The following is a 23,361-nucleotide window of genomic DNA, read 5'->3' as shown; positions in this document are numbered from 1 at the left end:
CCGTGGACCCGCTCCCGGCCCTGATGCCGAGGTGGCGGCCCCGGCCCGGCCACGGAGGACCCGGGCCCGGGGTGCCGCCCGCGCTGCGCGGGCGGCACCCCGTCGTTCCTGGAGCGGGCCCTCACCGGAGCCCGGTCGCGGATCCGCTCCCCGGGGCGGTCGTCCGGCTCCGCGGAGCCCGCCCCGGTCCGGCCCCGGCGGAGGCGGGCACCCCACCGCCGCGGGGAGCGCCCGCCTCCTCCCCTCCCCCTCCTTCGCCGAGGGGTGCGCGCGAGGGCCGCGGTCCGGCTCCGAAGGCGTCCGCGCACAGCTGCGCGAAGTGCCGCACCCCCGGCAGGTCCAGCGCCCAGCCCGCGAGCGCCCACCCCAGGTGCAGGTGCTCCAGCGCCCGGGCCAGCGCCGACACCCCGCTCCAGCGCAGTCCCTCGGGGTTCTCGTAGGTGAGGCGGTACAGCACCTCGGGGTGCTCCGCCGCCGGTCTCGGCTCCAGTGCCACCGGCGCGCGGGCGGCCAGCCAGCCGCCCAGGCCCCGGCACATGGCGCAGTCCGCGGCCACGTACAGCGTGCCCGGTGCGCGGCCGGGCCACGGGCGCCACCGGGGCAGCCAGGCGCGCACGCCCGCCCGGTAGGCCTCCCAGTCCCCGCCGAACGCCGCCCGCAGCTGGCCGCCCTCGTGCCAGGCGGCGAACCCCGCGCCGTAGGCGAGGGCCACGAGCGCGCCGAGCAGCAGCCACGGGTCTCCGGTCACCGGGGCCAGGACCAGGTACACCCCGGCGACGGTGGCCTGCATCGGGTTGCGCAGGTAGGCGTAGGGGCCGCTGGTGACCAGCCGCGACGGCGGGTCGAAGGGCAGCGGGGTGCCGCCGCCCACCCGCGCGAACTCGCGGGCCGCCGCCAGTCCCGGCAGGCACACCGGGGCCAGGACCTGGGCGGCCGCGAAGGCCGTGCCCGGACCCGGCAGGGCGTCCAGCGCGGCCAGCGGCAGGACCACCATGGCCCCGAAGGCCAGGAGCGCCTGCGCCCACATCCGGGCGTGCACCAGCTGGCCGGTGCGCGTCCAGTAGGCCAGCATCAGCGCGGGGATCAGGCACAGCGCGGAGCCGACGAACTCGCCGAGCAGCCAGAGCGGACCCAGCACCACGACGGGCTCGGCGAGCGGCATGACGATGACGTCCACCCACACGAGCAGGCCGCTGAGCAGCGGCACCGGCAGCAGGCGCAGCAGCAGCGCGGGCAGCGCGCCCCACAGCACCGCCCAGGCCAGCAGCAGGTCCACGGGCATGCCGAGCCACACCGCGCCCTCGGCGTGGAAGGACCACCAGCCCGCGCGCAGCGCGTACAGGTTGAGCGGGACGAGCGTGAGCAGGGCCCACGCCCCGGCCACCAGCATCGCCGCGACCTCGCGCGGGCGGGGCGCGCGCCACAGGCACAGTCCGACCAGCGGGAGCAGCGGGGCGAACAGGCCGACGCCGCGGACCAGCGCCGCGGGCAGTTCCGGGATCATCGGGAGCCCTCCGGGGCGGCGCCGAAGGTGGCGGCGAGGTACTCGGCGGCCAGGTCGGTCGCGTAGGACTGGATCGGCCCGAAGTACCACGAGGGCTCGTAGGTGCGCTCGTAGTCGATGGACCAGGCCAGGCGGGTCCCGTCGCCCTCGGCGCGCCACACGGCCTCCGCGCGGCGCATGTCCATCCAGTTCGCGAAGGCGGTGTCCTCGACCACCTCGAACACCACGCGCCCGCCGTCCTCGCGGACCTCGCTCCCGGTGATCCGGAGCTCCATGTGGCGCGGCGTGGGCTCGGCGCCCGGCTCCAGCGTGCGGCGCGGGGTGAAGCGGACGTGCCGGGTGTCGCCGACCTCCAGGCCCTCGCCGGAGGCCGAGACGGGCTCGGGGAAGGGCACGGCCCGCAGGAAGAGCGCGTCGGGGGCGGCGTAGGCGGGCGGTGCGGCCAGGACGGCGGCGACCTCGTGCGGGGCGGCGGGAACCAGGACGTGGCCCTCGCCGCGGTCCTCCCTGGGCAGCAGGGAGGTTCCGGCGACGCCCTCCAGGGCGAGCACGAACAGCAGCGGCACCGCGAACAGGGCGTGCCGGGAGCGGTCCCGCCAGGCGACGAGCGCCCCGGCCGTCCAGGTCACCACGGCTACGACCCCGTAGATCAGCGGCGCGGCGATGAGCAGGCAGACCATGCCCTCACCGAGCAGGGGTCCGGCCAGGGCCAGGCAGAGGGTGGTGACGGCCATGGTGACGCCCATGGCGCTGCGGGCCCGCACGGTGAACACCACGAGCAGGGCGATCGTCGCGGGCAGGCCGACGTAGAACAGCGCGGTCTGGTCCAGGCCGCCCCAGTGGTGGATCCGGAGCGCCAGCAGGGCGGCGAAGGCGGCCAGGACCAGGGCCGCGAGCAGCAGGCGCGCCCTGGAGGGCGCGGGGGAGTCGCTTCGGGGCACGGGGGAACTCCTTCAGCATGCGATTAAATCGCTTGGTTTAATCACTCGATTAAACCGTATGCTGAAAACCTCCCCGAGAGCAAGGAGGGCCATGGCCAAGGGCGGCGGAGGACGGCGCACGAGCGAGGAGACCAGGGAGCGGCTCCTGGCGGCAGCCAGCGAGATCGTGCGCGAGGAGGGCTACGCCGGGGCGTCGGCGCGCGCCATCGCCGCGCGCGCGGAGGCCAACTCGGCGCTGGTCTTCTACCACTTCGGCGGGGTGGACCAGCTGCTGCTGGCGGCGCTGGACCGCTCCAGCGCCGAGCGCATGGCCATGTACCGGGAGATCGCGGCGCGGGCGAACACCCTGGAGGAGCTGGTGGAGGCGGCGATGCTCATCTACCGGACCGACCTGGAGCGCGGCTACATCACCGAGTTCTCCGAACTGGTGGCCGCCGCCGTCACCAAACCGGAGCTGCGCACGCAGATCCGGGACCGCTCGGAGCCGTGGATCGCCTTCATCGAGCAGGAGTGGAACCGGGTCCTGGGCGGGTCCGCCCTCGGAAAGCTGCTGCCCGCCCGCGAGGTGGCCTACGGGGCGATCACGTTCTACCTGGGGGTGAACCTGTTCTCGGTACTCGACGAGGACCACTCGCGCACCGAGGCGGTGTTCGACCTGGCCCGCGGACTGGCCCCCCGGGCCAAGCTCCTGACGCTGCGCCTGCCCCGCCGCGACCGGGGGGTAGGCTCGCCCGCGGACGAGGAGGACGCATGAGCACAGGCATCACGGTGGCCCCCGGGATCGAGTTCCCCGACACCGCCGACGGCCGGACCCACGTGGCGGCCGCGGTGATCGCCGACGACCGGGGAAGGGTCTTCGCGCAGCGCCGGTCCCCCACGCGCAAGGTGTTCCCGCACTGCTGGGACATCGTGGGCGGACACGTCGAGCGGGGCGAGAGCATGCTGGAGGGGCTGGCGCGCGAGGTCGAGGAGGAGACCGGCTGGCGGCTGACCGGGGTGCTGGCGGAGCTGTTCCGGCTGGACTGGGACCCCGGGGACGGCCTGACCCGGCACGAGGTGGACTACCTGGTGCGGGTGGAGGGCGACCTGGACGCGCCCCGCCTGGAGCCGGGCAAGCACACCGAGTTCCTGTGGGTGGACGACTCCCTGGTGCACCGGCTGCGCGACGACCGCGACCCGGGCGACTACTTCATCACCGACATCGTGCAGCGGGGCATCGACGCCGCCCGCGCGCTGAGCACTCGGGCGACGCGGGACCAGGACTAGTACGTCAGGGCCTCGGTGACGTGGAGGGCGAGGGCCAGCCACAGGGCGCCCGCGCCCCAGGCTCCCCCGGGGCTCACCACCGCCGGGCGCGCTCCGGCGCCGGGGCGGATCAGATGTCGATGGGCATCCAGGCGAGCACGAGCCCGAGCCACACGGCGAACGGGCCCTCCGAGAGGTCCCTGCCCCACCCCAGGCGCCGGTCGGCGGACGGGGGCACCCCCTCCCGCGCCTCTCGGACGAACCGGGTGATCTGCCGGGCCGCCTCCTCGTCCCGGGCCGGGGTGCTCCCCCAGGCCCTCGAACAGAAGGCCCTTCCGTCGAGGAAGTGGACGGCGACCCCGCTCCCGGCGTCGACCCGCGCGACCCACTCCACGGGAATCGAGACCCACACGGCGTACCGCTTCAGGAGCAGGCGCGTCCCGGACAGGCGAATCTCCGGATAGACGGTCCGCTGCCAGACCACCAGTCCGAGGACCGGCAGGAGCAGGGCCGCCACCACCGCGTACCAGTCACCCTCCCCCGTGCCGAACACGAGCACCGCTGACAGCACCACCATCACCAGTACCGCGGCGACGCCCGAGAACCGGACCCGGCGGCGGTACAGGGTGGCGGGGACAACGGTCCCGCGACCGGACCGGGCACGGGGTTTTCGACCGGCCTGGTAGCGCAGCAGCCGACCGTCCAACGGGCCCGGGGATCCCCACACGCCCAGGAAGACGAGCCCCGCAGCCGCTGAAGCGGGAGAGCCCTCGGGCGCGTAGAAGACGACGCACGCACCGGTGAGAAGCCCCCACCACAACCGCGCGTACGAACGGGGGTACCGGGCGAACAGGACGGCGACGCGCCACAGCCCCGCACGACCGCTCGTCCAGCCGCCACGGCTGTGGGCGGCGATGCGACGCGTCTCCGCGTACAGCGCGACCAGGGTTCCGACGAGGAACAGCGTGGAGAGGACCGCGGCGGCGATCACACGGCACCGACCGGGGGTGCGGAGGCGGGGAACATGGGGGATGCCCGTCGTGTCCGGAGGAGGGGACCCCAGCATCCCACGGCGGTCCGACACCCCTCCCCCGGCCCCGCACGCCAACGGCGGACAGACAGGGCTTGAGCCCACACCCTTCGTCCCCGTCCCGCGCGCGGACCGCATCGGAGCGAAGCCGTGAGGGCTCGGGCGTGCCGCGTCCCGGGGACGGCTTCCCCGCGGCCCGGCGGGCGACCCGATTCCGCCCCGGTTCCGCCCGGGCCCCGCCTCAGGCCGCCCGGCGGACCTCGGCCACCGCGAGCGGCAGCGCGTCCAGCAGGTCGGACGCGCTGATCGGGGCACCGTCCCGGGCCAGCGAGGCGGCGCGTCCGTGCAGGTAGGCGCCGCACATCGCCGCCTCCCCGGCGGGCAGCCCGGCGGCCAGGAGCGCGCCGACCACCCCCGACAGCACGTCTCCGGTCCCCGCCGTGGCCAGCAGCGGCGTTCCGGTCGGGTTGACGACCACCGGGGCGCCCGGGTGCGCGATCACCGTGGTCGACCCCTTGAGCAGGACCGTGCACCCGAAACGGTCGCGGGCGCGGGCCGCGTGCTCCAGGCGACGCGCCTCGACGTCCTCCCGCTCCGCGCCCAGCATCCGGGCCAGCTCCCCGGCGTGCGGCGTCAGCAGCGTGTGCGCCCGCCGCTCCCGCAGCAGCTCGCACAGCGGTTCGCCCCACTGCCCGGTGAGCAGGGTGAGCCCGTCCGCGTCCACCAGCACCGGGACGTCGCTGTCCAGGACCGCTCGGAGCTCGTCGGCGTTGGCCGGGTGCGTGCCCCGGCCGGAGCCGACGACGACGGCGGACACCCGCCCGGGCGACAGGTCGGTGCTGTTCTGGGGGTCGAGGAGGCTGGCGACGGTCTCCGGCCAGCGGGCGAGCACCTGGTCGACCACGGCCGGGCCGCCCCCGTAGCGCACCATGCCGACCCCGGTGCGCAGCGCTCCGCCCACGCACAGGACGGCGGCGCCCCGGTAGCGGTCGGAGCCCGCGCGGACGGCGAGGACGCCCCGCCGGTACTTGTCCGCCTCGGCGCCGGCGACCGGCAGGAGGGAGGCGATGTCCACAGCCTGTGGACTGACCAGGCCGGGCCCGGGCAGCTCCGGGGTCAGCCCGATGTCCACGAGACGGACCCGGCCCGCGCGTTCGGCGCCCGGATCGACGAACAGGCCCGGCTTGTGGGTGCCGAAGGTGACCGTGACGTCGGCGCGGACGGCGTGCCCGGCCACCTCGCCGGTGTCGGCGTCCACCCCGCTGGGCAGGTCCACGGCGACCACGGGGACGGGCGCGTTGGCGGCGAGCAGGGCCAGGGTGGAGTGCGGCCTGCGCAGTCCGCCGCTGCCGCCGATGCCCACGAGCCCGTCCACGACGAGGTCGGCGTCGAACAGGTCGCCCTCGTCGGCGAGGGCGTCGGTGAACCAGCGGACCCGCCCGCCCGCCGACCGCAGGGCGGCGATCCCGCCCTCGTGGACGCGCCGCCCGGCGATCAGGGCGCGCACGGCCGCGCCCCGGGCGGCCAGCGCGGCGCCCGCGTACAGCGCGTCGCCCCCGTTGTCGCCGCCGCCGACCATGAGGACGACCCGCGACCCGTACACGCGGGGCAGGAGCCGCGCGCACTCTGCGGCGAGCCCGACGGCCGCCCTGCGCATGAGGGCCCCCTCGGGGAGGCGCGCCATGAGCGCGCGCTCGGCCTCGCGGACGGTGTCGGCGGTGTGTGCGGAGCGCACGGGTTACCTCCCAGGTTCGGGTCGGCCACCATCGTGCCGCAGAGGGCTCCGGGTACGGGGACTCCGCCACACCGGGTGGCCGACAACAAGGAATTTTCTACACAAAGTGATCACCCCTCTACCCTTCGGAGTGTCGGCTTGACACAATGGGGGGCATGCCTCGACCGAGCAAATACGTCTCTCGGTCCGATCTGGGATGGGGTTCCTCGCCCGCGACCCGGGCCAATCCCCGATCCGGACTGGTCATCCACTACGACAGCACCGACCAGGGGCTGGCTGCGAAGGACCACTCGGCCTGCCTCAAGTACTGGCGCGACACCCGCTCCTTCCACACCGGCCCCTCCCGCGGCTGGGCCGACATCGGATATTCCTTTATGTCCTGTTCGCACGGATATGTCCTTGAAGGCCGGGGGCTGTACAAGACCCAGGCCGCGCAGCCGGGGGGCAACACCTCCCACTACTCGGTGACCCTGGCCACCGGTCCCACGGACGTCGTCACCCCGGAGCAGATCAACGCCGTGCGCGCGCTCCGCCAGTGGCTGATGGAACCGGACACGTCGATCGCCGGAACGGTGCTCGGGCACCGCGACTTCGTCTCCACCTCGTGCCCGGGCGACAAGGCCTACGCCCTCGTCCGCGACGGCACGTTCGAAAAGCCCCCCGGGGAGATCACGGAGGTAAACGACATGCTCGGACTCGCGATCGGCAGTACGGGGGACGCGGTCAAGCTCCTCCAGCTCAAGGTCACCCGGGCGGGCTTCGGCGACACCCTGGGCGCGGGCGGAGTCGACGGCGACTACGGGGAGGCCACCGCCGAGGCCGTGCGACTGACCCGCAAGTACGTCGGCAGCCGCGCCCTGCCCGGGTACGGCGACAAGATGACCGCCCACGCCGTCGACCAGGTGGAGGCCGCCGTCATCAAACGCGCGCTGGCGGGGGGCGCCGCGAAGGCGGAGGCCCCCGCGGAGGAGGCGACCCCGGCGTAGGGAGGGCACCGACGGGTCGGAGCACTCCGCGCTCCGACCCGGTCCGACGCCAATCCCAGAACCGGCCCCGGGCCGAACCCCTGTCATTCGCAGGCGACGCCGTCGCCGTCGCGGTCCAGGTGGGAGCCGTAGCCCGGGTCGCCGCGGCGTACGGGCGCCGCACCCGCGGCGCGCGCCGCGTCGCAGTTCTCGTAGTAGGCGGGGGCGCCGCCGCCGGTGTCGCCCCCGCCTCCTCCCCCGCCGCTGCCGCCGTCGTCCGGGCGCTCGGTCACCGTCTCCGTGACGGTCTCCGTGGCGGTGACCGTCACCTCCACCTCGACCTCCTCGGTCGCGGTGGCGGTCGGCTCCACCGTCTCGGACACGGTCGCGGTCACCGTGGCGGCCGGAGGCGGCGGCCCCGCCTGGCCGGAGCCGCCTCCGGCCAGCGCGCTGGCGCAGGAGCCGATCATCACGGTCAGGACCAGGGCGCCGAAGCACCCCAGGCACCCGAGGCCGATCTTGCCCCCGGTGGACACGGTGGCGGGGGAACGCGGGGGCAGGGACATGACGGGGCTCCGGGGGACACGCAGGGAGCGGCGGAGCGGGAACCGCGCTGGACAGGCGCGTGCGGGCGGGGCGCGCGCGTGCGCCGACGATATCCGAGCCAGCCGCGAAAAGGATCCCTTTTACGGCAAAAAGCGGCTTCCGCCGGATCCGACCGTTCTGCTGCCGCACCCGGCCGCTCCGTCGCCGGGCCCGGACGCCCCATCGGGCACCGCCACACGCCCGGACGGACGCCTCGGGAGACCCGACCGGGCACCGACGGACAGCGCCGGAGACCACCGGACACCGGCGAACGCCGGGAACACAGCGCGAAGCCCCGGCCGCGGGGCGCGCGGCCGGGGCTTCGCGGTGCGTGTGTGGACTACTGGACCGTCGTGACGATCGGGTCCTCCATGCCGAAACTGGGGTCGTAGCGGACCTCGGTCACCACGACCTCGCCGACCACGGCGATCTGCCCCGAGACCGAGGAGCCGGGCGCGAGGGTGCCGACCTCGACGTGCTGGATGTCGGCGAAGATCGCGTCGGCCCAGTCGGTGCGCTCGGTCCCGTCGGAGAGCACCGTCGTGAAGTACAGCGGGTTGATGTCGAGCGGCTCGTCACCGTTGTTGGTGAGCTCGACGTCGAGCACCGTGTAGACGGTGTCGTCGATGGTGTCACCGGCGGTGCCCGCGGCGGTGGCGGTCAGGGTGACGCCCTGCTCGTTGGCGGGCTCCTCGGCCGCGCCGCCCCCGGGCTCCTGCGTGCCCTCCTGCTGGGTGGGGGCCGAGGACGTGGAGGTCGACGTGCTGTCGTCGCCGCCCGCCATGGAGGCGATGACCACGATGACGATGACCACGATGAGCACCAGGCCGAGGCAGCCGCCGCCGATGCCGAGGCCGACCTTGGCGCCGGTGGACATGCCCTTCTTCGGGGGCTGGCCGCCGGGCGGCGGGCCGTAGGGGTCTCCGGGGGGCATGCCGCCGTAGGGGGGCTGGCCGGGAGGCGGCCCGCCCGGGCCTCCGTAGGGCGGCTGGCCGCCGGACGGGTCGCCGTAGCCCCCGCCGGGAGCGCCGTAGCCGGGCTGGCCGCCGTAGGACTGGTAGCCGCCGGTGCCGTCACCGTGGGGAGGCTGCTGGGGGCCGGAAGGGTACTGGGGATAGGACAACGGGGTGCTCCGGTCTTCGTACACGATGCCTGAGGGAATGTGCCGCGGGCCTGAGCCGTGTACCGGCTGGAACACATGCGGCTTCGAGGACCATATCCGACGCGGGTGTGCCGCCGCCTCGCAAGCCCCGTGGCGGAGCTGTCCGGAATCGGACGTTTCCACTGGCGGCCCGGCCTGGGCCCGGCCGCCGCCGGGGGACGGTGCGATCCGGTGACCCCGACGTACTACGCTGTGTCGTAGAAGCCCGCTGGCATGGTGTGAGGACGACGAGCGGAGGCGGCGTGGTCGACTGGCTGACCATGACGATTCAGATGGTGTCACTGGCGTTGGCCGGGTGGTGCCTCGTCTCGACCTTCCGCGACCAGCCCATGGTGGTCCCGCACCTGGTCGGCATGGCGGTCCTGTGGCTGCTCGTGCTCGGACAGGTGGCCGCCACCGTCGTCACCATGGTCGGCGGCGAGCGGCCCGCCGAGATGGCCATGTTCGTGTCCTACCTGGCCACGGTCGCCCTGCTGCCGCCCGCGTGCGCCGTGTGGGGCTTCATGGAGCGGAGCAGGTGGGGCCCGGCGGTGATCGCCTTCGCGTGCCTGATCCTGCCCGTCCTGTTCGTCCGCCTCGAACAGCTCTGGAGCCCCGTTGTCTGAGTCCGCCGCGACCCGGGACAGAACCCTGCGCACCGGCCCCGGCCGGCTGCTCGTCGCCGTGTACGGGGTGTTCGCGCTCGCCGCGACCGCGCGCGGGGGCTACCAGCTGGCCACGAGGTTCGACGAGGCTCCGCTGGCCTACGGGCTCTCGCTGCTCGCCGGGGTGATCTACCTGGTGGCGGCGGTGGGCCTGGCCCGGGCCGGGCGGACCTCGCGCAGGGTCGCGCTGGTCTCGTGCAGCGTCGAACTGGTCGGTGTGCTGGTGGTGGGCGCGGTCAGCCTGCTCCTGCCGGGGGCCTTCCCCGACGACACGGTGTGGTCGAACTTCGGCGCCGGATACCTGTTCATCCCGCTGGTGCTGCCGGTGCTGGGCCTGTGGTGGATCCTGCGCGTCCACCGCATGGACCGGGGCGACGGGGCCCGCGGCGCCTGAACGGCGTTCCCCTGGCCCGCTTCCGGGTCCCGCGTCCGGGGGCCCTCCCGCGGACCGGTACGGCGGCGGACACCGGGCACACCCCTCCCCACCTGCCGGGACGGAACGCCTAGTGTGGTGCCCATGTCCGAACTCCTGACCCTGCCGGTGGCCGTGTCGGCCGACTGGCTCCGCGAACACCGCGACCGGGTGGTCCTCGTCGACTCCCGGTGGTACCTCGACGGGCGCTCCGGCCGCGACGCCCACCGCGCCGGACACCTGCCCGGCGCCGTCTTCACCGACCTGGACACCGACCTGGCCGCCCCGGCCAGTCCCGAGGGCGGACGCCACCCGCTGCCCTCCGCGGCCGACTTCGCCGCCGCCCTCGGCCGCCTCGGCATCGGCGACGACTCCTCCGTGGTGGTCTACGACGACGCCGGGGGTTCCGTGGCCGCCCGCCTGGTGTGGATGCTGCGTGTGCTGGGAACCCCGGCGGCCTTCCTCGACGGGGGCCTCCAGGCGTGGACCGGCGAACTGGAGGAGGGCGACGTCACCCCCCGGCCGGTGCACCGCACCCCCCTGCCCTGGCCCGCCGACCGCGTCGTGCACACCGACACCGTCCGCGCCGAGACGGGCGATCCGGCGCACCTGCTGGTCGACGCCCGCGCCCGCGAACGCTACACCGGTGAGCGGCCCGCACCCGTCGACGCCCGGCCGGGGCACGTGCCGGGCGCCCGCAGCGCCGAGTGGACCGCGAACCTGGGCGATGACGGGCTCCTGGCCGCCCCGGGAACCCTGCGTGAACGCTTCGCCGCCCTCGGCGCCGACTCCGCCGACACCATCACCGCCTACTGCGGGTCGGGGGTCACCGCCTGCCACGACCTGCTCGCCCTGGAGCACGCAGGGTACTCCGGCGCCCGCCTCTACCCGGGGTCGTGGAGCCGCTGGGGAGGCGACGACACCCTCCCGGTGGAGACCGGCGACCCCCGGGCCTGAAAACCCCCGCGCACCGGGGCGCGGGCGCCCCGGCCCGAGCCGCCGGACGCGGGGCACCGGTGTCCCGGGGGCGCTTCCGGGAGCGCGCCGAGGCGCGCTCCCGAACACGGGGCCGTTATCAACGACCACCGTCCGTGAGAGGTTCCCGGGTGAGACGTCTTTCGTGTCCTGATCTGGTCACATATGGAACCGGCCCCTCGCATGCGGCGTCAGAGCGTCAGTAGGATTGCCCGGCCCCGGGGAACACGCAGGCAGGGGACGTACACGGCCTCGCTCCCCCATGCCCCACCGCGAAACGAGGAACATTGGCCATCGAACTCCTGCTGCTGCTCATCCTGGTCGGCGTCGCCGTCGTGATCGGCGTCCTGGTCTACGCGCAGCGCGCCAAGAAACCGAAAACGGCCCCCGAGCCCCCCGCGCCGCCGCGGGACCCCTTCGCCGACACGGGTGACAGCACCGCGGGCGACCCGCGCGCCATCAAGGCGGGCGACATGATCGACTGGGGCACCGAGCGGACCTGGATCCGCGGCACCCTGCGCCTGTCCGAGGGCGGCTTCACCTGGTCCGAGCACTTCCTGGAGGTCGAGGGCGGCAAGCGCTGGCTCTCGGTGGAGGAGGACCCCGACGTGGAGCTGGCCCTGTGGACCGGCCGCCCCGACCTGGACATCATCCCCCAGGGCAAGAGCATCGAGCTGGAGGGCACCGTCTACCGGCTCCAGGAGAAGGGCACCGGCTCCTACCGCTCCGAGGGCACCACCGGGCTCAAGGCCTCCGGGGGCCTGGACTACGCCGACTACGAGTCCGACGACGGACGGCTGCTGTCCTTCGAGCGCTTCGACCACGGGCGCTGGGAGGCCAGCACGGGTACCAAGGTCGCCCCGGGCACCTTCACCATCTACCCGGGGAGCTGACCGGAACGTGCGCGCGAGCATCAGCGCCCCCTTCGTCGACACCAGCGCCGACGACCTGGTCTGGGCCCTGCACCACCCGCTGGTCGACCCCCTGGCCTCCCGCACCGTCCGGGTGCCGGGAGCCCGGGTCGAACTGCGGGTGCTCGGCGCCTCCCACCAGGTGGTCGTCACGCCGGAGCCGTCGCCCGGGGCCCTGATGGCCGACGAGCCGCTGGTGGAGACCGTGGCCTGCCTGCCCGGTCTCCCCGGCGGACTGCCCGGCAGCGCCGACCGCCCCGACCTGGGCGGCTACCGTTTCGGCTCGCGCGTGGAGTCCCTGTCCCGCACCGAGCTGGCCCACCGGGTGGAGGGGATCCACCGTGAGGTGGCCGACTCCCCCGGCGGGCTGCTCGTCGCCTTCCCCGGCGATCCGCTGGCGGTCACCGCGCTGCACCTGGCCCCCGGCGGACCACTCGATTGGCGCACCTGGCACGCCTATCCCCAGAGCGGCGAGCTGGTGACGACCACCTCGACCGTGACCCTTCCCCCCACTTCCGGGAGAACCGCACCATGAAGGCATACGAGGAGCCCGCGGACAACGGCAACAGGAACGTCATCATCACGGTGTTCGTCGTGATCGGCGTCATCCTGCTGCTCCTGATCCTGCTCAGCGCCTGCTCGAACAACAGCAACAACTACTGCCCCGACGACGACGTGGTCCAGATCGAGGGCTATGACGACGACGACTGCGACGGGTCCTCGGGATCCTCTGGCGGAGGGGGGTTCTTCTTCTTCGGCGGGGGCACCGGCGGCGGCAGCAGCTACAGGGACAACAACAGCAGCAGCAGCTACAGCGGCGGCAGCAGCAGCAACGGCAGCGGCAGCAACTACCGCGGCGGCGGCAGCGGCTTCGGCAAGTAGTCTCCTTCCCCACACGCCCCGAACTCGTCAACCGAAAATCCCCTACCTGCGAACAGGACCATGAACGAGATCCTCTTCAACGCGCTCGGAGCCCTCGCCTACGGCGGAGTGGGCATCGTCATCCTCGTGCTGGGCTACCTCCTCACCGACCTCCTCACCCCCGGCAAGCTGCACGTGCTGATCTGGGAGAACCGCAACCGCAACGCGGTCCTGCTCGTGTCAGCGAACACGCTGGGTTCGGCCATCGTCGTCACCTCGGCGATCCTCTCCAGCGAGTCCGAGATCGGCCTGGGCGCGGGCCTGCTCTCGACCGCCGTCTACGGCCTGATCGGCCTGGGCGTGATGGCGCTGTCGTTCGTGCTGATCGACCTCCTCGTCCCCGCCAAGATCGCCCAGATGATCAGCCACGACGAGCCGCACCCGGCCACCTGGGTGAGCGCCTCCGCGCACGTGGCGATCGCGGTCGTCATCGCCGCGGCCCTGACCTGACGCCCCTTCCCCCACCGGCCCCCTGCCCCGGGCAACCGCACCACCGCACCACCACACGAAGGCAGTTCCGTTGACTGAGACCACCGCCCGCGTACGGCCCCGACTGCCGGTATCCGCCAGGGCGGCCCGGTTCCTCGTGTTGCTGGCGGTGTTCGTCTGCGCCGCCTGCGGCCTGGTGTACGAACTCGCGCTGGTCGCCATCGGCAGCTACCTGCTGGGCGACAGCATCACCCAGGCCTCCGTGGTCCTGTCGGTGATGGTGTTCGCGATGGGCGTGGGCTCCCTGCTGTCCAAGCGCTTCCAGGCGCACCCCGCCGCGGCCTTCGCCGTGATCGAGGGCCTGCTCTCGCTGGTCGGCGGACTGTCCGTGCTGCTGCTGTACGGGGCGTTCGCCTGGTTCTCCGCCTACCAGCCCGCCCTGGTGCTGCTGTCGTTCCTCATCGGCCTCCTCATCGGCATGGAGATCCCGCTGCTGATGACGCTGATCCAGCGCATCCGCAGGCAGGAGGCCTCCGACGCGGTAGCCGACCTGTTCGCCGCCGACTACGTGGGCGGCCTGATCGGCGGCCTGGCCTTCCCGTTCCTGCTGCTTCCGCTGCTGGGCCTGCCCAAGGGCGCGCTGATGGTGGGCGCGCTCAACGCCGTCGTCGGCGTGGCGGTGGTGCTGTGGCTGTTCCGCGCGGAGCTGTCCCGGCGGGCCTACGCGGGCCTGAGCGTGGGCCTCGCGTTCATCATCGCGGTGCTCGGCCTGGCCTACGCCTACGCCGACCAGTTCGAGGTGGACGCGCGCCAGGCGCTGTACCGCGACCCGATCGTGCACGCCGAGCGCTCGGAGTACCAGGAGATCGTGCTCACCCGGTCCCTGGACCGCCAAGACGTGCGCCTGTTCCTCAACGGGAGCCTCCAGTTCTCCAGCCTGGACGAGTACCGCTACCACGAGTCGCTGGTGCACCCGGCGATGGCGGGACCGCACGGGAACGTACTGGTGCTGGGCGGCGGCGACGGCCTGGCCCTGCGTGAGATCCTGGCCTACGACGACGTGGCCTCGGCCACCCTCGTGGACCTGGACCCGGCCGTGATCGATCTGGCCTCGACCGACCCGGTGATCAGCGACCTCAACGGGGACTCCTTCGAGGACCCGCGCGTGGACGTGGTCAACGCCGACGCCTTCCAGTGGCTGCGCGAGAACCGCGAGGAGTTCGACGTCATCATCGCCGACCTCCCGGACGGGGACTCCGTGGGCACGGCCAAGCTCTACTCGGTGGAGTTCTACGCGCTCCTGCGCCACGCCCTGTCTGAGGAGGGCCGCATGGTCGTGCAGGCGGGTTCCCCCTTCTTCGCTCCGGAGGCCTACTGGGGCGTGGGCGACTCCCTGGAGGCGGCGGACCTGGCGGCCACCCCCTACAACGTGGACGTGCCGAGCTTCGGCAACTGGGGCTTCTACCTCACCTCGCCCGGGTCCGCGCCCGAGCTGCGCGTCCCCGACGACGCGCCGCCGCTGAGCTTCCTCGACCCGGCCCTGCTGGAGGCCGCGCAGGTCTTCCCCAAGGACCGCCGCGAGGAGGACGTGGAGGAGTCGACCCTCATGCACCCGAGGATCATCGGCTACCACCAGGGGGCCTGGCGGGGCTACTGACGCCGGTCCGCGGACCGGCGCGGCCCCGGTGAGAAAACACCGCGCGGCCTGAGGACTTGGGCCAGTGGGCGGCCACGCGGTGTGTCTGGGGAGGGGCTGGTCGGGGGCCCGGTCCCGTCCGGGGGACGGCGGTCGCGGGTGGAGAGGCGGACGGAAGGTCTGCGGCGCCGGACGGGGCGAGGGTGCGCTTCCCCGCGTTCCCCGACGACCTGGGCCCATCCTGACCTGCCGGTCGAAGTCGGCGAAACCGCCACGCCGCTTCCGACACCGGCCCAGCCAACCCCTTACCCAGACTTTCCCGCCCTTTTCCGGCTTCCCGGCCGCTCGCCCGCCCCCGTGGCGGCGGGTTCGCCGGAGCGGCCCGCGAGCGGTACGCCCCGCGCCCCGGGGCCCCTGGCCCGTGGCGGGCCCGCTCAGGCGCGCTCCAGGGCGGCGAGGGCGGTGACGGCGCCCAGCTCCCAGCAGGCCTCGCGGTCCCGTGCCTCCGGGCGGCCGGTCACGGTGACCGGCGGGCGGTGCCGCCGCCACCCCATGCCCTTGGCGATCGACTCGACCGCCCGGACCGCGCCGCAGGCGTCGTCGTCCCCGTGCACGTACAGCGCGTAGGGCAGACCCTCGGTCGCCCCCTGGGCGGGGTAGAAGACCGTGTCGAAGAAGTGTTTGAGGGCGCCCGACATGTACCCGATGTTGGCCGGGGTCCCCAGGACGACGGCGTCGGCGCCGAGCAGGTCGCTGGCCGTGGCCGACAGCGCCGCCTCCGCCCGCACCTCGACCCCCTCGACGTCGTCGTCGCGGGCGCCCTCCAGGACCGCGTCCAGCAGTTGCCGGGTCGCGGGCGAGACCGTGTGGTGAACGATGAGCAGTCGTGCCATGTCCCCCACACTAGGAGGCGGCGGCGCGCCACCGCCGCCTCCCGCACGGCGCCGCCCGGCGCCGGCGCGCAGCCGACGCCCGCACCAGAAAGCCAGGCCCCGCCATGAGCCAGCCCCCGCACGGTCCCGGTGACGGATCCGCGGACCGCGACCAGCCGCCCATGGGTCCGCCTCCCGCAGGCATGCCGCCCACCGGCTGGCAGCCGCCCGCGGGCCCCCCGCCCGTACCCGGCTTCGCCCGTTCGGACCCGGCTTCCCCGGGGAAGCCGGGAGGCGCCGGGGAGTACTCCCCCTGGCTGTTCCTGAGCCTGGGCTGCGGCGCCCTGTTCCTCATCGGGATCGTCCTGGTCCTGCTCATCGTCCTCGTCTTCGACGACCGCGCCGAGCGGAGCGAGGGCGCGCTCGGGCCCCTCGGACACGGCGGCGCGTCCGTCACCGGGGACCGCGCCGCCGCCTGACCGCGCGGCGGCCGGGAGGGGCGTGTGTCCTCATCCGAAATTCAGCGGGAAAAAGCCGGAAAACATGTCCTTTCCTCCGAATTCTCCATGTCACAGAAAGGACATCGCGCCCCGCAAGGGCATGATCGCGCAATTCCTTCACCCGGTCGCGCGCGGAGAACGCGGATGTCGGACATTGACCGGCCATTCGACGTTACCTAAGGTGCGACGGCACGCGCACCACCCGCTCGCACCACCGTGCCAGCAGGACATACGCGGACGTAACAACCGTTCTCGCCCGCCCCGGCGGCGCACACGCAGGAACGAGGAACACATGCCGCACAACGTCCGTGCCGCACTCGTCCAGACCGAATGGACGGGCGACACCGAATCCATGCTCGCCGTCCACGAGGAGCACGCGCGCGACGCCGCCGCACAGGGCGCGCGGGTGATCGGTTTCCAGGAGGTGTTCAACGCCCCCTACTTCTGCCAGGTGCAGGACCCCGAGCACCACCGCTGGGCCGAGGCCGTGCCCGACGGCCCCACCGTCACCCGCTTCAGGGCCCTGGCCAGGGAACTGGGCATCGTCATGGTCCTGCCGGTCTTCGAGGTGGAGTCCCCCGGCTTCTACTACAACACCGCCGCGGTCGTCGACGCCGACGGCAGCTACCTCGGCAAGTACCGCAAGCACCACATCCCGCAGGTCCACGGCTTCTGGGAGAAGTACTACTTCCGCCCCGGCAACCTCGGCTGGCCGGTCTTCGACACCGCCGCCGGGCGCATCGGCGTCTACATCTGCTACGACCGCCACTTCCCCGAGGGCTGGCGGGCCCTGGGGCTGGCCGGAGCACAGCTGGTGTACAACCCGTCCGCGACCAGCCGCGGCCTGTCCGCCCACCTGTGGAAGCTGGAGCAGACCGCGGCGGCCGTGGCCAACGCCTACTTCGTCGCCGCGATCAACCGCGTGGGCGTGGAGGAGTACGGCGACAACGACTTCTACGGCACCAGCTACTTCGCCGACCCGCGCGGGCAGTTCGTCGGCGACGTCGCCTCCGACACCTCCGCCGAGCTGGTCGTGCGCGACCTGGACCTGGACCTGGTCGACGAGGTCCGCCGGCAGTGGGCCTTCTACCGCGACCGCAGGCCCGACGCCTACGGCCCGCTGGTCCAGGGCTGAGGGGGCGCGGCATGGCACGACGCACCGTCATCCGCGGCGGCCTGGTCGTCACCGCGGCCGAGGAGACCGAGGCCGACGTCCTCGTGGAGGGCGAGAGGGTGGCCGCGCTCGCGCTGCGCGGCAGCGACGCAGCCCGCTCCTGGGCCGACAGCGGCGCCGAGGTCATCGACGCCGCCGGACACTACGTCGTCCCCGGCGGGGTGGACGGCCACACCCACATGGAGATGCCCTTCGGCGGCACCTTCTCATCCGACACCTTCGAGACCGGCACCCGGGCCGCCGCCTGGGGCGGCACCACCACGATCGTCGACTTCGCCATCCAGCGGCCCGGGGAGCCGGTGCGCGCGGGCGTGGACGCGTGGATGGCCAAGGCCGAGGGCAACTGCGCGGTGGACTACGCCTTCCACGCGATCCTCTCCGACGTCAACGCGTCCTCGCTCAGGGAGATGGACGCCCTCGTCGACGAGGGCGTGACCTCGTTCAAGCTGTTCATGGCCTACCCGGGCGTGTTCTACAGCGACGACGGCCAGATCCTGCGGGCCATGCAGCGCGGCGCCGCCAACGGCGCGCTGACCATGGTGCACGCCGAGAACGGCATCGCCATCGACGTGCTGGTCGAGCAGGCCCTGGCCGAGGGCAGGACCGACCCGAGGTACCACGGCGAGGTGCGCAGGGCCCTGCTGGAGTCGGAGGCCACCCACCGCGCCGTCCAGCTCGCCCGGGTGGCGGGCGCGCCGCTGTACGTGGTGCACGTCTCGGCCCGGGAGGCGGTGGAGGAGCTGGCCCGGGCGCGCGGGATGGGGCTCAACGTGTTCGGCGAGACCTGCCCCCAGTACCTGTTCCTGTCCGCCGACAACCTCGCCGAGCCCGGTTTCGAGGGCGCCAAGTACGTGTGCTCCACACCTCTGCGGCCCCGGGAGCACCAGGAGCACCTGTGGCGGGCGCTGCGCACCAACGACCTGTCCGTGGTCTCCACCGACCACTGCCCGTTCTGCTTCGCCGGGCAGAAGGACCTGGGCCGGGGCGACTTCTCCAGGATCCCCAACGGCATGCCGGGGGTCGAGCACCGCATGGACCTGCTGCACCAGGCCGTGGTGGAGGGCCGCATCGGCAGACGCCGGTGGATCGAGATCGCCTGCGCCGCCCCGGCCCGCATGTTCGGCCTGTACCCGGCCAAGGGCACGATCTGCCCGGGCTCGGACGCCGACATCGTGGTCTACGACCCCCGCGCCGAACAGGTCCTGTCGGCCCAGACGCACCACATGAACGTGGACTACTCGGCCTACGAGGGCAGACGGGTCACCGGCCGGGCCCGCACCGTGCTCTCGCGCGGCCGGGTCGTGGTGGACCGCGGCGCCTACCTGGGCGAGGCGGGGCACGGCCGGTACGTGCCCCGCTCCACCTGCCAGTACCTGGTCTGAACGAGAGGGCAGCACATGGACATCGGACTCGTCCTCCAGACCGACCCGCCCGCCGACCTGCTGGTCGAGCGGATGGTGCGCGCGGAGGGGTACGGCTTCACCCACGGGTGGACCTTCGACTCGGTCGTGCTCTGGCAGGAGCCCTTCGTCGTCTACAGCCGGATCCTGGAGCGCACCAGCGGCCTGGTCGTGGGGCCCATGGTGACCAACCCGGGCACGCGCGCCTGGGAGGTGACCGCCTCCCTGTTCGCCACCCTGAACGACATGTTCGGCAACCGCACGGTGTGCGGGATCGGCCGGGGCGACTCGGCCATGCGGGTGGCGGGCCGCCGTCCCGCCACCCTGGAACGCCTGTCCCGGGCGATGCGCGCGATCAAGGACCTGGCCGAGGGCCGGGAGGCCGACGTGGACGGCGCGGCCCTGCGCCTGCCGTGGGTGCGCGACGGCGCCCTGCCCGTGTGGATGGGCGCCTACGGACCCCGGGCCCTGGATCTGGCGGGCCGCCAGGCGGACGGCTTCATCCTCCAGCTGGCCGACCCCTACCTGACCGAGTGGATGGTCAGGGCGGTGCGCACGGCCGCGGCCGACGCCGGGCGCGACCCCGACGCGGTGACGGTGTGCGTGGCGGCGCCCGCCTACGTCACCGACGGCTCCGCGCGGGGACTGGCCCACGCGCGGGAGCAGTGCCGCTGGTTCGGCGGGATGGTGGGCAACCACGTGGCCGACCTGGTCGCCCGCTACGGCGACTCCTCCGACGCGGTCCCGCGGGAGCTGACCGACTACGTCAGGGCCCGGCGGGGTTACGACTACAGCCACCACGGCCGGGCGGACAACCCCGACACCGCGTTCGTCCCGGACGGCATCGTCGACCGGTTCTGCCTGGTCGGGCCGGTGGAGGAGCACGTGGAGAAGCTGGAGCGGCTCCGGGAGGCGGGCGTGGACCAGTTCGCGGTGTACGCGATGCACGACGACGTGGACGGGGTCATCGAGGCCTACGGGCGCCACGTCGTCCCAGCCGTGTCCTGACCCGCGCCACGGGGCCGCCGGGGCACGGGCGACAGCGCCGCGGCGGCCCCGTCCTCAGGGCGCTGAGCAGGGGCGGGGCGGGGCCCGGCGAGGACCGCGGCCAGGGACCGGCGCACCGGTCGGGGACCGCCCGGACCGGACGGGCGTCCGGGCGGTCCCCCACCACACGGGCGCGTCCCTTGGGGCCGCGCGGACCCGTGGTAACCCTCCCGACCCGCCCACGACACCTGTGCGCCCTGTGACGTGCGAGGATATTCGGCGGCCCGGAACGAATCCGGACTTTTCGCCGCCCTCCCCGGAGTTTCCCCGGTGGGTCCGGCAGCGCTCGTATCCCCCGCCCTCCCCGTCCGCCCACCGAGACCAGGTGACCCGTGACCCACAGCCCGACCCCGGCGGAACCCGCCACCGTCACCCACCCCGACGGCCGGGTGTCCCTCACCGAGGGGACCTCCCTGCCCGAGGGCCCCTACGTCAACGCCGACCTCCAGCCCGTCCCGATGTCCCGGCGCACCTGGGGCACCGGCAGCTTCGGCGCCCTGTGGGTGAGCATGTCGGTCAGCATCCCGGCCTGGACCCTGGCCAGCGGCCTGATCGCGGCGGGCATGGACTGGCGCCAGGCCATGCTCGCCGTGGTCCTGGGCAACCTCGTCGTCCTGCTGCCCATGGTGCTGACCGGCCACGCGGGCGCCAGGTACGGCATCCCCTTCCCGGTGTTCGCGCGCGCCTCCTTCGGCCTGCGCGGCGCCAACCTGCCCGCGCTGCTGCGCGGCGCGGTCGCCTGCGGCTGGTACGGCATCCAGACCTGGGTCGGCGGCCAGGGGGTGTACGTCCTGCTCGGGCGCCTGCTCGGCGACGGGTGGACGGGAGCGGCGGCGCTGGGCGGCCAGCCGTGGACGCTGTGGCTGTCCTTCGGCCTGTTCTGGGTCGCCCAGCTCGCGATCATCCTGTGGGGTATGGAGGGCGTGCGCCGGACCCAGGTGTGGGCCGCGCCGCTGATGATCCTCGGCGGCGTCGCGCTGCTGGCCTGGATGGCCGTGGAGGCCGGGGGCCTGGGCCCGATGCTGTCCCTGGACTCGGGCGAGCCCCTGGACTGGGGGCCCTCCTTCTGGACGCTGTTCTTCCCGTCGCTGATGGGCGTGATCGGCTACTGGGCGACCCTGACCCTCAACATCAGCGACTTCACGCGCTTCTCGTCCTCCCAGCGCGCCCAGGTGGTGGGCCAGTCGCTGGGCCTGCCCACCACGATGACGCTGTTCTCGCTGCTGGCCGTCATGGTCACGGCGGGCACCGCGGCCGTCTACGGCGAACCCCTGTGGAACCCGATCGACGTCGTGGCGCGGATGGACAGCGGGATCGGCCTGCTCTTCGCGGTCTTCGTCGTGCTGCTGGCCACGGTCTCCACCAACATCGCGGCCAACCTGGTCGGCCCGGCCTACGACCTGTCCAACCTCAGGCCCCGGCTGATCAGCTTCCGCGCCGGTGCGATCACCACCTGCGTGCTCAGCGTGCTGATCATGCCGTGGCGGCTGCTGGAGAACGAGAGCGTCTACATCTTCACCTGGCTGGGCACGGTGGGCGGCCTCCTGGGCACCGTGGCGGGCATCCTGCTCGCCGACTACTGGCTGCTGCGCCGCACGCGGATGAACCTGCCCGCGCTGTACGAGCGCGGCTCGGAGTACTGGTACCGGCACGGGTGGAACTGGCGCGCCCTGGTGGCCTTCGGCGTCGGCTCGGTGCTGGCCGTGGGCGGTTCGCACTCCCCCGAGGGCTCGGGCCCCTTCCCGGCCGAGGGCCTGATCCCGTTCCTGGCGCCGCTGGCGGACTACGGGTGGCTCGTGGGGCTGACCAGCGGCCTGCTGCTGCACTGGGGCCTGGGTGTGCTCCTGCCCCACCGGGACGCCGGGGAGCGGGCCGCGAGGAGGACGGAGGGGGCCGCCGCCGGCTGAGCGGGCCCCGGTGACGGGTCCCCCGGGGTCAGTCCCGCCGGGTCCACTCCTCGTGGGCGGACCCGGCCGTCAGCGGGAGCCCGACGCCGAAGGCGCCCTCATCGTCGTAGAAGTGCTCTTCGCCTTCTTCGTACTCTTCGAGCTCTTCGTCCCAGTCGTGTTCCATGCCCGGCTCTGCCCTTCCTTTGGCATCGTCTCATCGACGCTCGGCGCCTGGAGAAGGTTGTCCCGGCGGAGGGGCGCACCGGCGGCCCGGGAGCGCGGAGGGCGGCCCCACTCCGCGCTCCGCGGGGTCACCTGTAGCCGTCGGGGTTGGCCGACTGCCAGCGCCAGGCGTCGGCGCAGGCCTCGGCCACCGTGTGCTCGGCCCTCCAGCCCAGTTCGCGGTTGGCCAGGCCCGGGTCGGCGAAGCAGGTGGCGATGTCGCCGTCGCGGCGCGGCCCCACCCGGAAGGGGATGGTGTGGCCGCAGGCCGCCTCGAAGGCGCGGATCGCCTCCAGGACGGAGGTGCCCCTCCCCGTCCCCAGGTTGAAGGCCCTGAGCCCCTTCTGTGAGGCCAGGTGGTCGAGCGCCGCGACGTGCCCCCGGGCCAGGTCCACCACGTGCAGGTAGTCCCGGACCCCCGTGCCGTCCGCGGTGTCGTAGTCGTCGCCGAAGACCGTCAGCTCGGGCAGCCTGCCCGCGGCGACCTTGGAGATGTAGGGGAAGAGGTTGTTGGGGATGTCGTTGGGGTCCTCCCCGATCAGGCCGCTGGAGTGTGCGCCGACCGGGTTGAAGTACCGCAGCACGGTGATCCGCCAGTCGGGCGCGCTCACCGCGAGGTCCTCCAGGATCCTCTCGCCGAACAGCTTGGTCGCGCCGTAGGGGTTGGTCACCCGCAGCGCGCTCCCCTCGGCGATCGGCACCGTGTCGGGGTCGCCGTAGACGGTGGCCGAGGAGCTGAACACCAGGTCGCGCACTCCGACGCGGTCCATCGTCTCGGCGAGCGTGAGCAGGGCGTCCAGGTTGTTGCGGTAGTACCGCAGCGGCTGGCTGACGGACTCCCCCACCGCCTTGAGCCCGGCGAAGTGCACCACGGCCTCGATGCCGTGCTCCACCAGGACGCGCTCGACGACGCCCCGCTCGGTGCAGTCGCCCCGCACGAACGGGATCCGCGCGCCGGTGATCTTCTCGACCCGGCGCACGGCCTCCTCGCTGCTGTTGACCAGGTTGTCCAGGACGACCACCTGGTGTCCGCGCGCGACCAGCTCGACCGCCGTGTGGGAGCCGATGTACCCGGCTCCTCCGGTGAGCAGAATCCTCAAGGCCCTCTTCACCCTCCCTGTCGTGGGGCCGCGCCGGACGGCGCGGCCCCTGCCTTCCCCCG

Annotated in this window: 25 protein-coding genes; 16 read left to right on the top strand and 9 right to left on the bottom strand. The window is 73.5% G+C overall.

Translation table 11 applies throughout. The annotated features are described in order from the left end of the window. Positions 1–121: 121 nt before the first annotated feature. Together EV372_RS14250 and EV372_RS14245 are read right to left on the bottom strand one after the other, a co-directional pair. Positions 122–1,504, bottom strand: coding sequence for a methyltransferase (locus EV372_RS14250; RefSeq protein ID WP_253796151.1), 1,383 nt, complete (start codon positions 1,502–1,504; stop codon positions 122–124). Beyond that, positions 1,501–2,445 carry a hypothetical protein gene (locus EV372_RS14245; protein WP_130396375.1) on the bottom strand — a complete coding sequence of 315 codons (945 nt, stop codon included), beginning with the start codon at positions 2,443–2,445 and terminating at the stop codon, positions 1,501–1,503. The genes EV372_RS14250 and EV372_RS14245 overlap by 4 nt, the downstream gene beginning before the upstream one ends. Positions 2,446–2,536: 91 nt before the next feature. On the opposite strand from EV372_RS14245, the gene EV372_RS14240 reads away from it, so the two are divergent. After that, positions 2,537–3,199, top strand: a complete 663-nt coding sequence (locus tag EV372_RS14240) for a TetR/AcrR family transcriptional regulator (RefSeq protein WP_130396374.1) — start codon at positions 2,537–2,539, stop codon at positions 3,197–3,199. Then, complete coding sequence (locus EV372_RS14235) at positions 3,196–3,711, top strand: NUDIX domain-containing protein (protein WP_130396373.1); 516 nt, start codon at positions 3,196–3,198, stop codon at positions 3,709–3,711. The genes EV372_RS14240 and EV372_RS14235 overlap by 4 nt, the downstream gene beginning before the upstream one ends. 109 nt (positions 3,712–3,820) lie before the next feature. Here the strand turns inward: EV372_RS14235 and EV372_RS14230 are convergent, their stop codons facing one another. Together EV372_RS14230 and EV372_RS14225 are read right to left on the bottom strand one after the other, a co-directional pair. Beyond that, positions 3,821–4,681 (bottom strand): hypothetical protein, encoded by an 861-nt coding sequence (locus EV372_RS14230; protein WP_130396372.1) that lies wholly within the window; start codon positions 4,679–4,681, stop codon positions 3,821–3,823. A 280-nt stretch (positions 4,682–4,961) separates the two neighbouring features. Then, the gene (locus EV372_RS14225; RefSeq protein WP_130396371.1) at positions 4,962–6,455 is read right to left on the bottom strand and encodes an NAD(P)H-hydrate dehydratase; all 1,494 of its coding nucleotides are present in this window, start codon (positions 6,453–6,455) and stop codon (positions 4,962–4,964) included. Positions 6,456–6,610: 155 nt separating this feature from the next. On the opposite strand from EV372_RS14225, the gene EV372_RS14220 reads away from it, so the two are divergent. Continuing rightward, positions 6,611–7,441 (top strand): peptidoglycan recognition protein family protein, encoded by an 831-nt coding sequence (locus tag EV372_RS14220; protein WP_253796136.1) that lies wholly within the window; start codon positions 6,611–6,613, stop codon positions 7,439–7,441. Between the two features lie 83 nt (positions 7,442–7,524). Here the strand turns inward: EV372_RS14220 and EV372_RS14215 are convergent, their stop codons facing one another. Continuing rightward, positions 7,525–7,986, bottom strand: coding sequence for an excalibur calcium-binding domain-containing protein (locus tag EV372_RS14215; RefSeq protein ID WP_130396369.1), 462 nt, complete (start codon positions 7,984–7,986; stop codon positions 7,525–7,527). Positions 7,987–8,345: 359 nt separating this feature from the next. Beyond that, entirely contained in the window at positions 8,346–9,128 is a 783-nt protein-coding gene (locus EV372_RS14210; RefSeq protein WP_130396368.1) for a DUF4352 domain-containing protein, read from the bottom strand. 281 nt (positions 9,129–9,409) lie between these two features. On the opposite strand from EV372_RS14210, the gene EV372_RS14205 reads away from it, so the two are divergent. The 8 genes from EV372_RS14205 to EV372_RS14170 all read left to right on the top strand — a co-directional run bounded on the left by EV372_RS14205 (position 9,410) and on the right by EV372_RS14170 (position 15,116). Continuing rightward, on the top strand, positions 9,410–9,772 hold the full coding sequence (locus tag EV372_RS14205; RefSeq protein WP_130398920.1) for a cyclin family protein: 363 nt from the start codon (positions 9,410–9,412) through the stop codon (positions 9,770–9,772). After that, entirely contained in the window at positions 9,765–10,205 is a 441-nt protein-coding gene (locus tag EV372_RS14200) for a hypothetical protein (protein ID WP_130396367.1), read from the top strand. Before EV372_RS14205 ends, EV372_RS14200 begins: the two co-directional genes overlap by 8 nt. 123 nt (positions 10,206–10,328) lie before the next feature. Continuing rightward, positions 10,329–11,180, top strand: a complete 852-nt coding sequence (locus tag EV372_RS14195) for a sulfurtransferase (protein ID WP_130396366.1) — start codon at positions 10,329–10,331, stop codon at positions 11,178–11,180. 305 nt (positions 11,181–11,485) lie between these two features. Further along, a complete protein-coding gene (locus EV372_RS14190; RefSeq protein ID WP_013156165.1) occupies positions 11,486–12,091 on the top strand; it encodes a DUF4178 domain-containing protein in 606 nt (201 codons plus the stop codon). Between the two features lie 7 nt (positions 12,092–12,098). Beyond that, positions 12,099–12,644 (top strand): DUF2617 family protein, encoded by a 546-nt coding sequence (locus tag EV372_RS14185; protein ID WP_130396365.1) that lies wholly within the window; start codon positions 12,099–12,101, stop codon positions 12,642–12,644. Then, entirely contained in the window at positions 12,641–12,991 is a 351-nt protein-coding gene (locus EV372_RS14180; protein ID WP_130396364.1) for a hypothetical protein, read from the top strand. The genes EV372_RS14185 and EV372_RS14180 overlap by 4 nt, the downstream gene beginning before the upstream one ends. 60 nt (positions 12,992–13,051) lie before the next feature. Next, positions 13,052–13,480 (top strand): DUF350 domain-containing protein, encoded by a 429-nt coding sequence (locus tag EV372_RS14175; protein ID WP_130396363.1) that lies wholly within the window; start codon positions 13,052–13,054, stop codon positions 13,478–13,480. 70 nt (positions 13,481–13,550) lie between these two features. Next, on the top strand, positions 13,551–15,116 hold the full coding sequence (locus tag EV372_RS14170) for a polyamine aminopropyltransferase (protein WP_130396362.1): 1,566 nt from the start codon (positions 13,551–13,553) through the stop codon (positions 15,114–15,116). A gap of 413 nt (positions 15,117–15,529) precedes the next feature. Here EV372_RS14170 and EV372_RS14165 read toward each other — a convergent pair whose 3' ends face one another. After that, positions 15,530–15,988 carry a flavodoxin family protein gene (locus EV372_RS14165; RefSeq protein ID WP_130396361.1) on the bottom strand — a complete coding sequence of 153 codons (459 nt, stop codon included), beginning with the start codon at positions 15,986–15,988 and terminating at the stop codon, positions 15,530–15,532. Between the two features lie 104 nt (positions 15,989–16,092). Here EV372_RS14165 and EV372_RS14160 point away from each other — a divergent pair, with 104 nt between their 5' ends. The 5 genes from EV372_RS14160 (at position 16,093) to EV372_RS14140 (ending at position 21,995) form a co-directional block, all read left to right on the top strand. Further along, positions 16,093–16,446, top strand: coding sequence for a hypothetical protein (locus EV372_RS14160; protein ID WP_486483978.1), 354 nt, complete (start codon positions 16,093–16,095; stop codon positions 16,444–16,446). A gap of 313 nt (positions 16,447–16,759) precedes the next feature. Next, a complete protein-coding gene (locus EV372_RS14155; protein ID WP_019610117.1) occupies positions 16,760–17,602 on the top strand; it encodes a nitrilase-related carbon-nitrogen hydrolase in 843 nt (280 codons plus the stop codon). A gap of 11 nt (positions 17,603–17,613) precedes the next feature. After that, positions 17,614–19,023 (top strand): dihydropyrimidinase, encoded by a 1,410-nt coding sequence (gene hydA, locus EV372_RS14150; protein WP_130396360.1) that lies wholly within the window; start codon positions 17,614–17,616, stop codon positions 19,021–19,023. Positions 19,024–19,038: 15 nt separating this feature from the next. Continuing rightward, the gene (locus tag EV372_RS14145; RefSeq protein ID WP_130396359.1) at positions 19,039–20,049 is read left to right on the top strand and encodes a TIGR03842 family LLM class F420-dependent oxidoreductase; all 1,011 of its coding nucleotides are present in this window, start codon (positions 19,039–19,041) and stop codon (positions 20,047–20,049) included. 371 nt (positions 20,050–20,420) lie between these two features. Beyond that, the gene (locus EV372_RS14140) at positions 20,421–21,995 is read left to right on the top strand and encodes an NCS1 family nucleobase:cation symporter-1 (RefSeq protein WP_130396358.1); all 1,575 of its coding nucleotides are present in this window, start codon (positions 20,421–20,423) and stop codon (positions 21,993–21,995) included. 28 nt (positions 21,996–22,023) lie between these two features. Here EV372_RS14140 and EV372_RS29060 read toward each other — a convergent pair whose 3' ends face one another. Next, positions 22,024–22,161 carry a hypothetical protein gene (locus EV372_RS29060; RefSeq protein WP_019610113.1) on the bottom strand — a complete coding sequence of 46 codons (138 nt, stop codon included), beginning with the start codon at positions 22,159–22,161 and terminating at the stop codon, positions 22,024–22,026. A gap of 127 nt (positions 22,162–22,288) precedes the next feature. After that, the gene (gene galE, locus EV372_RS14135) at positions 22,289–23,299 is read right to left on the bottom strand and encodes a UDP-glucose 4-epimerase GalE (protein ID WP_130396357.1); all 1,011 of its coding nucleotides are present in this window, start codon (positions 23,297–23,299) and stop codon (positions 22,289–22,291) included. Between the last annotated feature and the right edge of the window lie 62 nt (positions 23,300–23,361).

This window comes from Nocardiopsis sp. CNZ308 (genome assembly GCF_004217075.1).
The sequence above is the reverse complement of the archived record's forward strand: the minus strand, read 5'-3'. Positions and strand labels throughout refer to the sequence as shown.

Excerpts from the sequence above, each read along its gene's own strand:
- EV372_RS14145 (WP_130396359.1), top strand. The coding sequence starts at position 19,039 with ATGGACATCGGACTCGTCCTCCAGACCGACCCGCCCGCCGACCTGCTG.
- EV372_RS14235 (WP_130396373.1), top strand. The coding sequence starts at position 3,196 with ATGAGCACAGGCATCACGGTGGCCCCCGGGATCGAGTTCCCCGACACC.
- EV372_RS14155 (WP_019610117.1), top strand. The coding sequence starts at position 16,760 with ATGCCGCACAACGTCCGTGCCGCACTCGTCCAGACCGAATGGACGGGC.
- EV372_RS14175 (WP_130396363.1), top strand. The coding sequence starts at position 13,052 with ATGAACGAGATCCTCTTCAACGCGCTCGGAGCCCTCGCCTACGGCGGA.
- hydA (WP_130396360.1), top strand. The coding sequence starts at position 17,614 with ATGGCACGACGCACCGTCATCCGCGGCGGCCTGGTCGTCACCGCGGCC.
- EV372_RS14180 (WP_130396364.1), top strand. The coding sequence starts at position 12,641 with ATGAAGGCATACGAGGAGCCCGCGGACAACGGCAACAGGAACGTCATC.
- EV372_RS14240 (WP_130396374.1), top strand. The coding sequence starts at position 2,537 with ATGGCCAAGGGCGGCGGAGGACGGCGCACGAGCGAGGAGACCAGGGAG.
- EV372_RS14250 (WP_253796151.1), bottom strand. The coding sequence starts at position 1,504 with ATGATCCCGGAACTGCCCGCGGCGCTGGTCCGCGGCGTCGGCCTGTTC.
- EV372_RS14165 (WP_130396361.1), bottom strand. The coding sequence starts at position 15,988 with ATGGCACGACTGCTCATCGTTCACCACACGGTCTCGCCCGCGACCCGG.
- EV372_RS14195 (WP_130396366.1), top strand. The coding sequence starts at position 10,329 with ATGTCCGAACTCCTGACCCTGCCGGTGGCCGTGTCGGCCGACTGGCTC.
- EV372_RS14160 (WP_486483978.1), top strand. The coding sequence starts at position 16,093 with ATGAGCCAGCCCCCGCACGGTCCCGGTGACGGATCCGCGGACCGCGAC.
- EV372_RS29060 (WP_019610113.1), bottom strand. The coding sequence starts at position 22,161 with ATGGAACACGACTGGGACGAAGAGCTCGAAGAGTACGAAGAAGGCGAA.
- EV372_RS14215 (WP_130396369.1), bottom strand. The coding sequence starts at position 7,986 with ATGTCCCTGCCCCCGCGTTCCCCCGCCACCGTGTCCACCGGGGGCAAG.
- EV372_RS14220 (WP_253796136.1), top strand. The coding sequence starts at position 6,611 with ATGCCTCGACCGAGCAAATACGTCTCTCGGTCCGATCTGGGATGGGGT.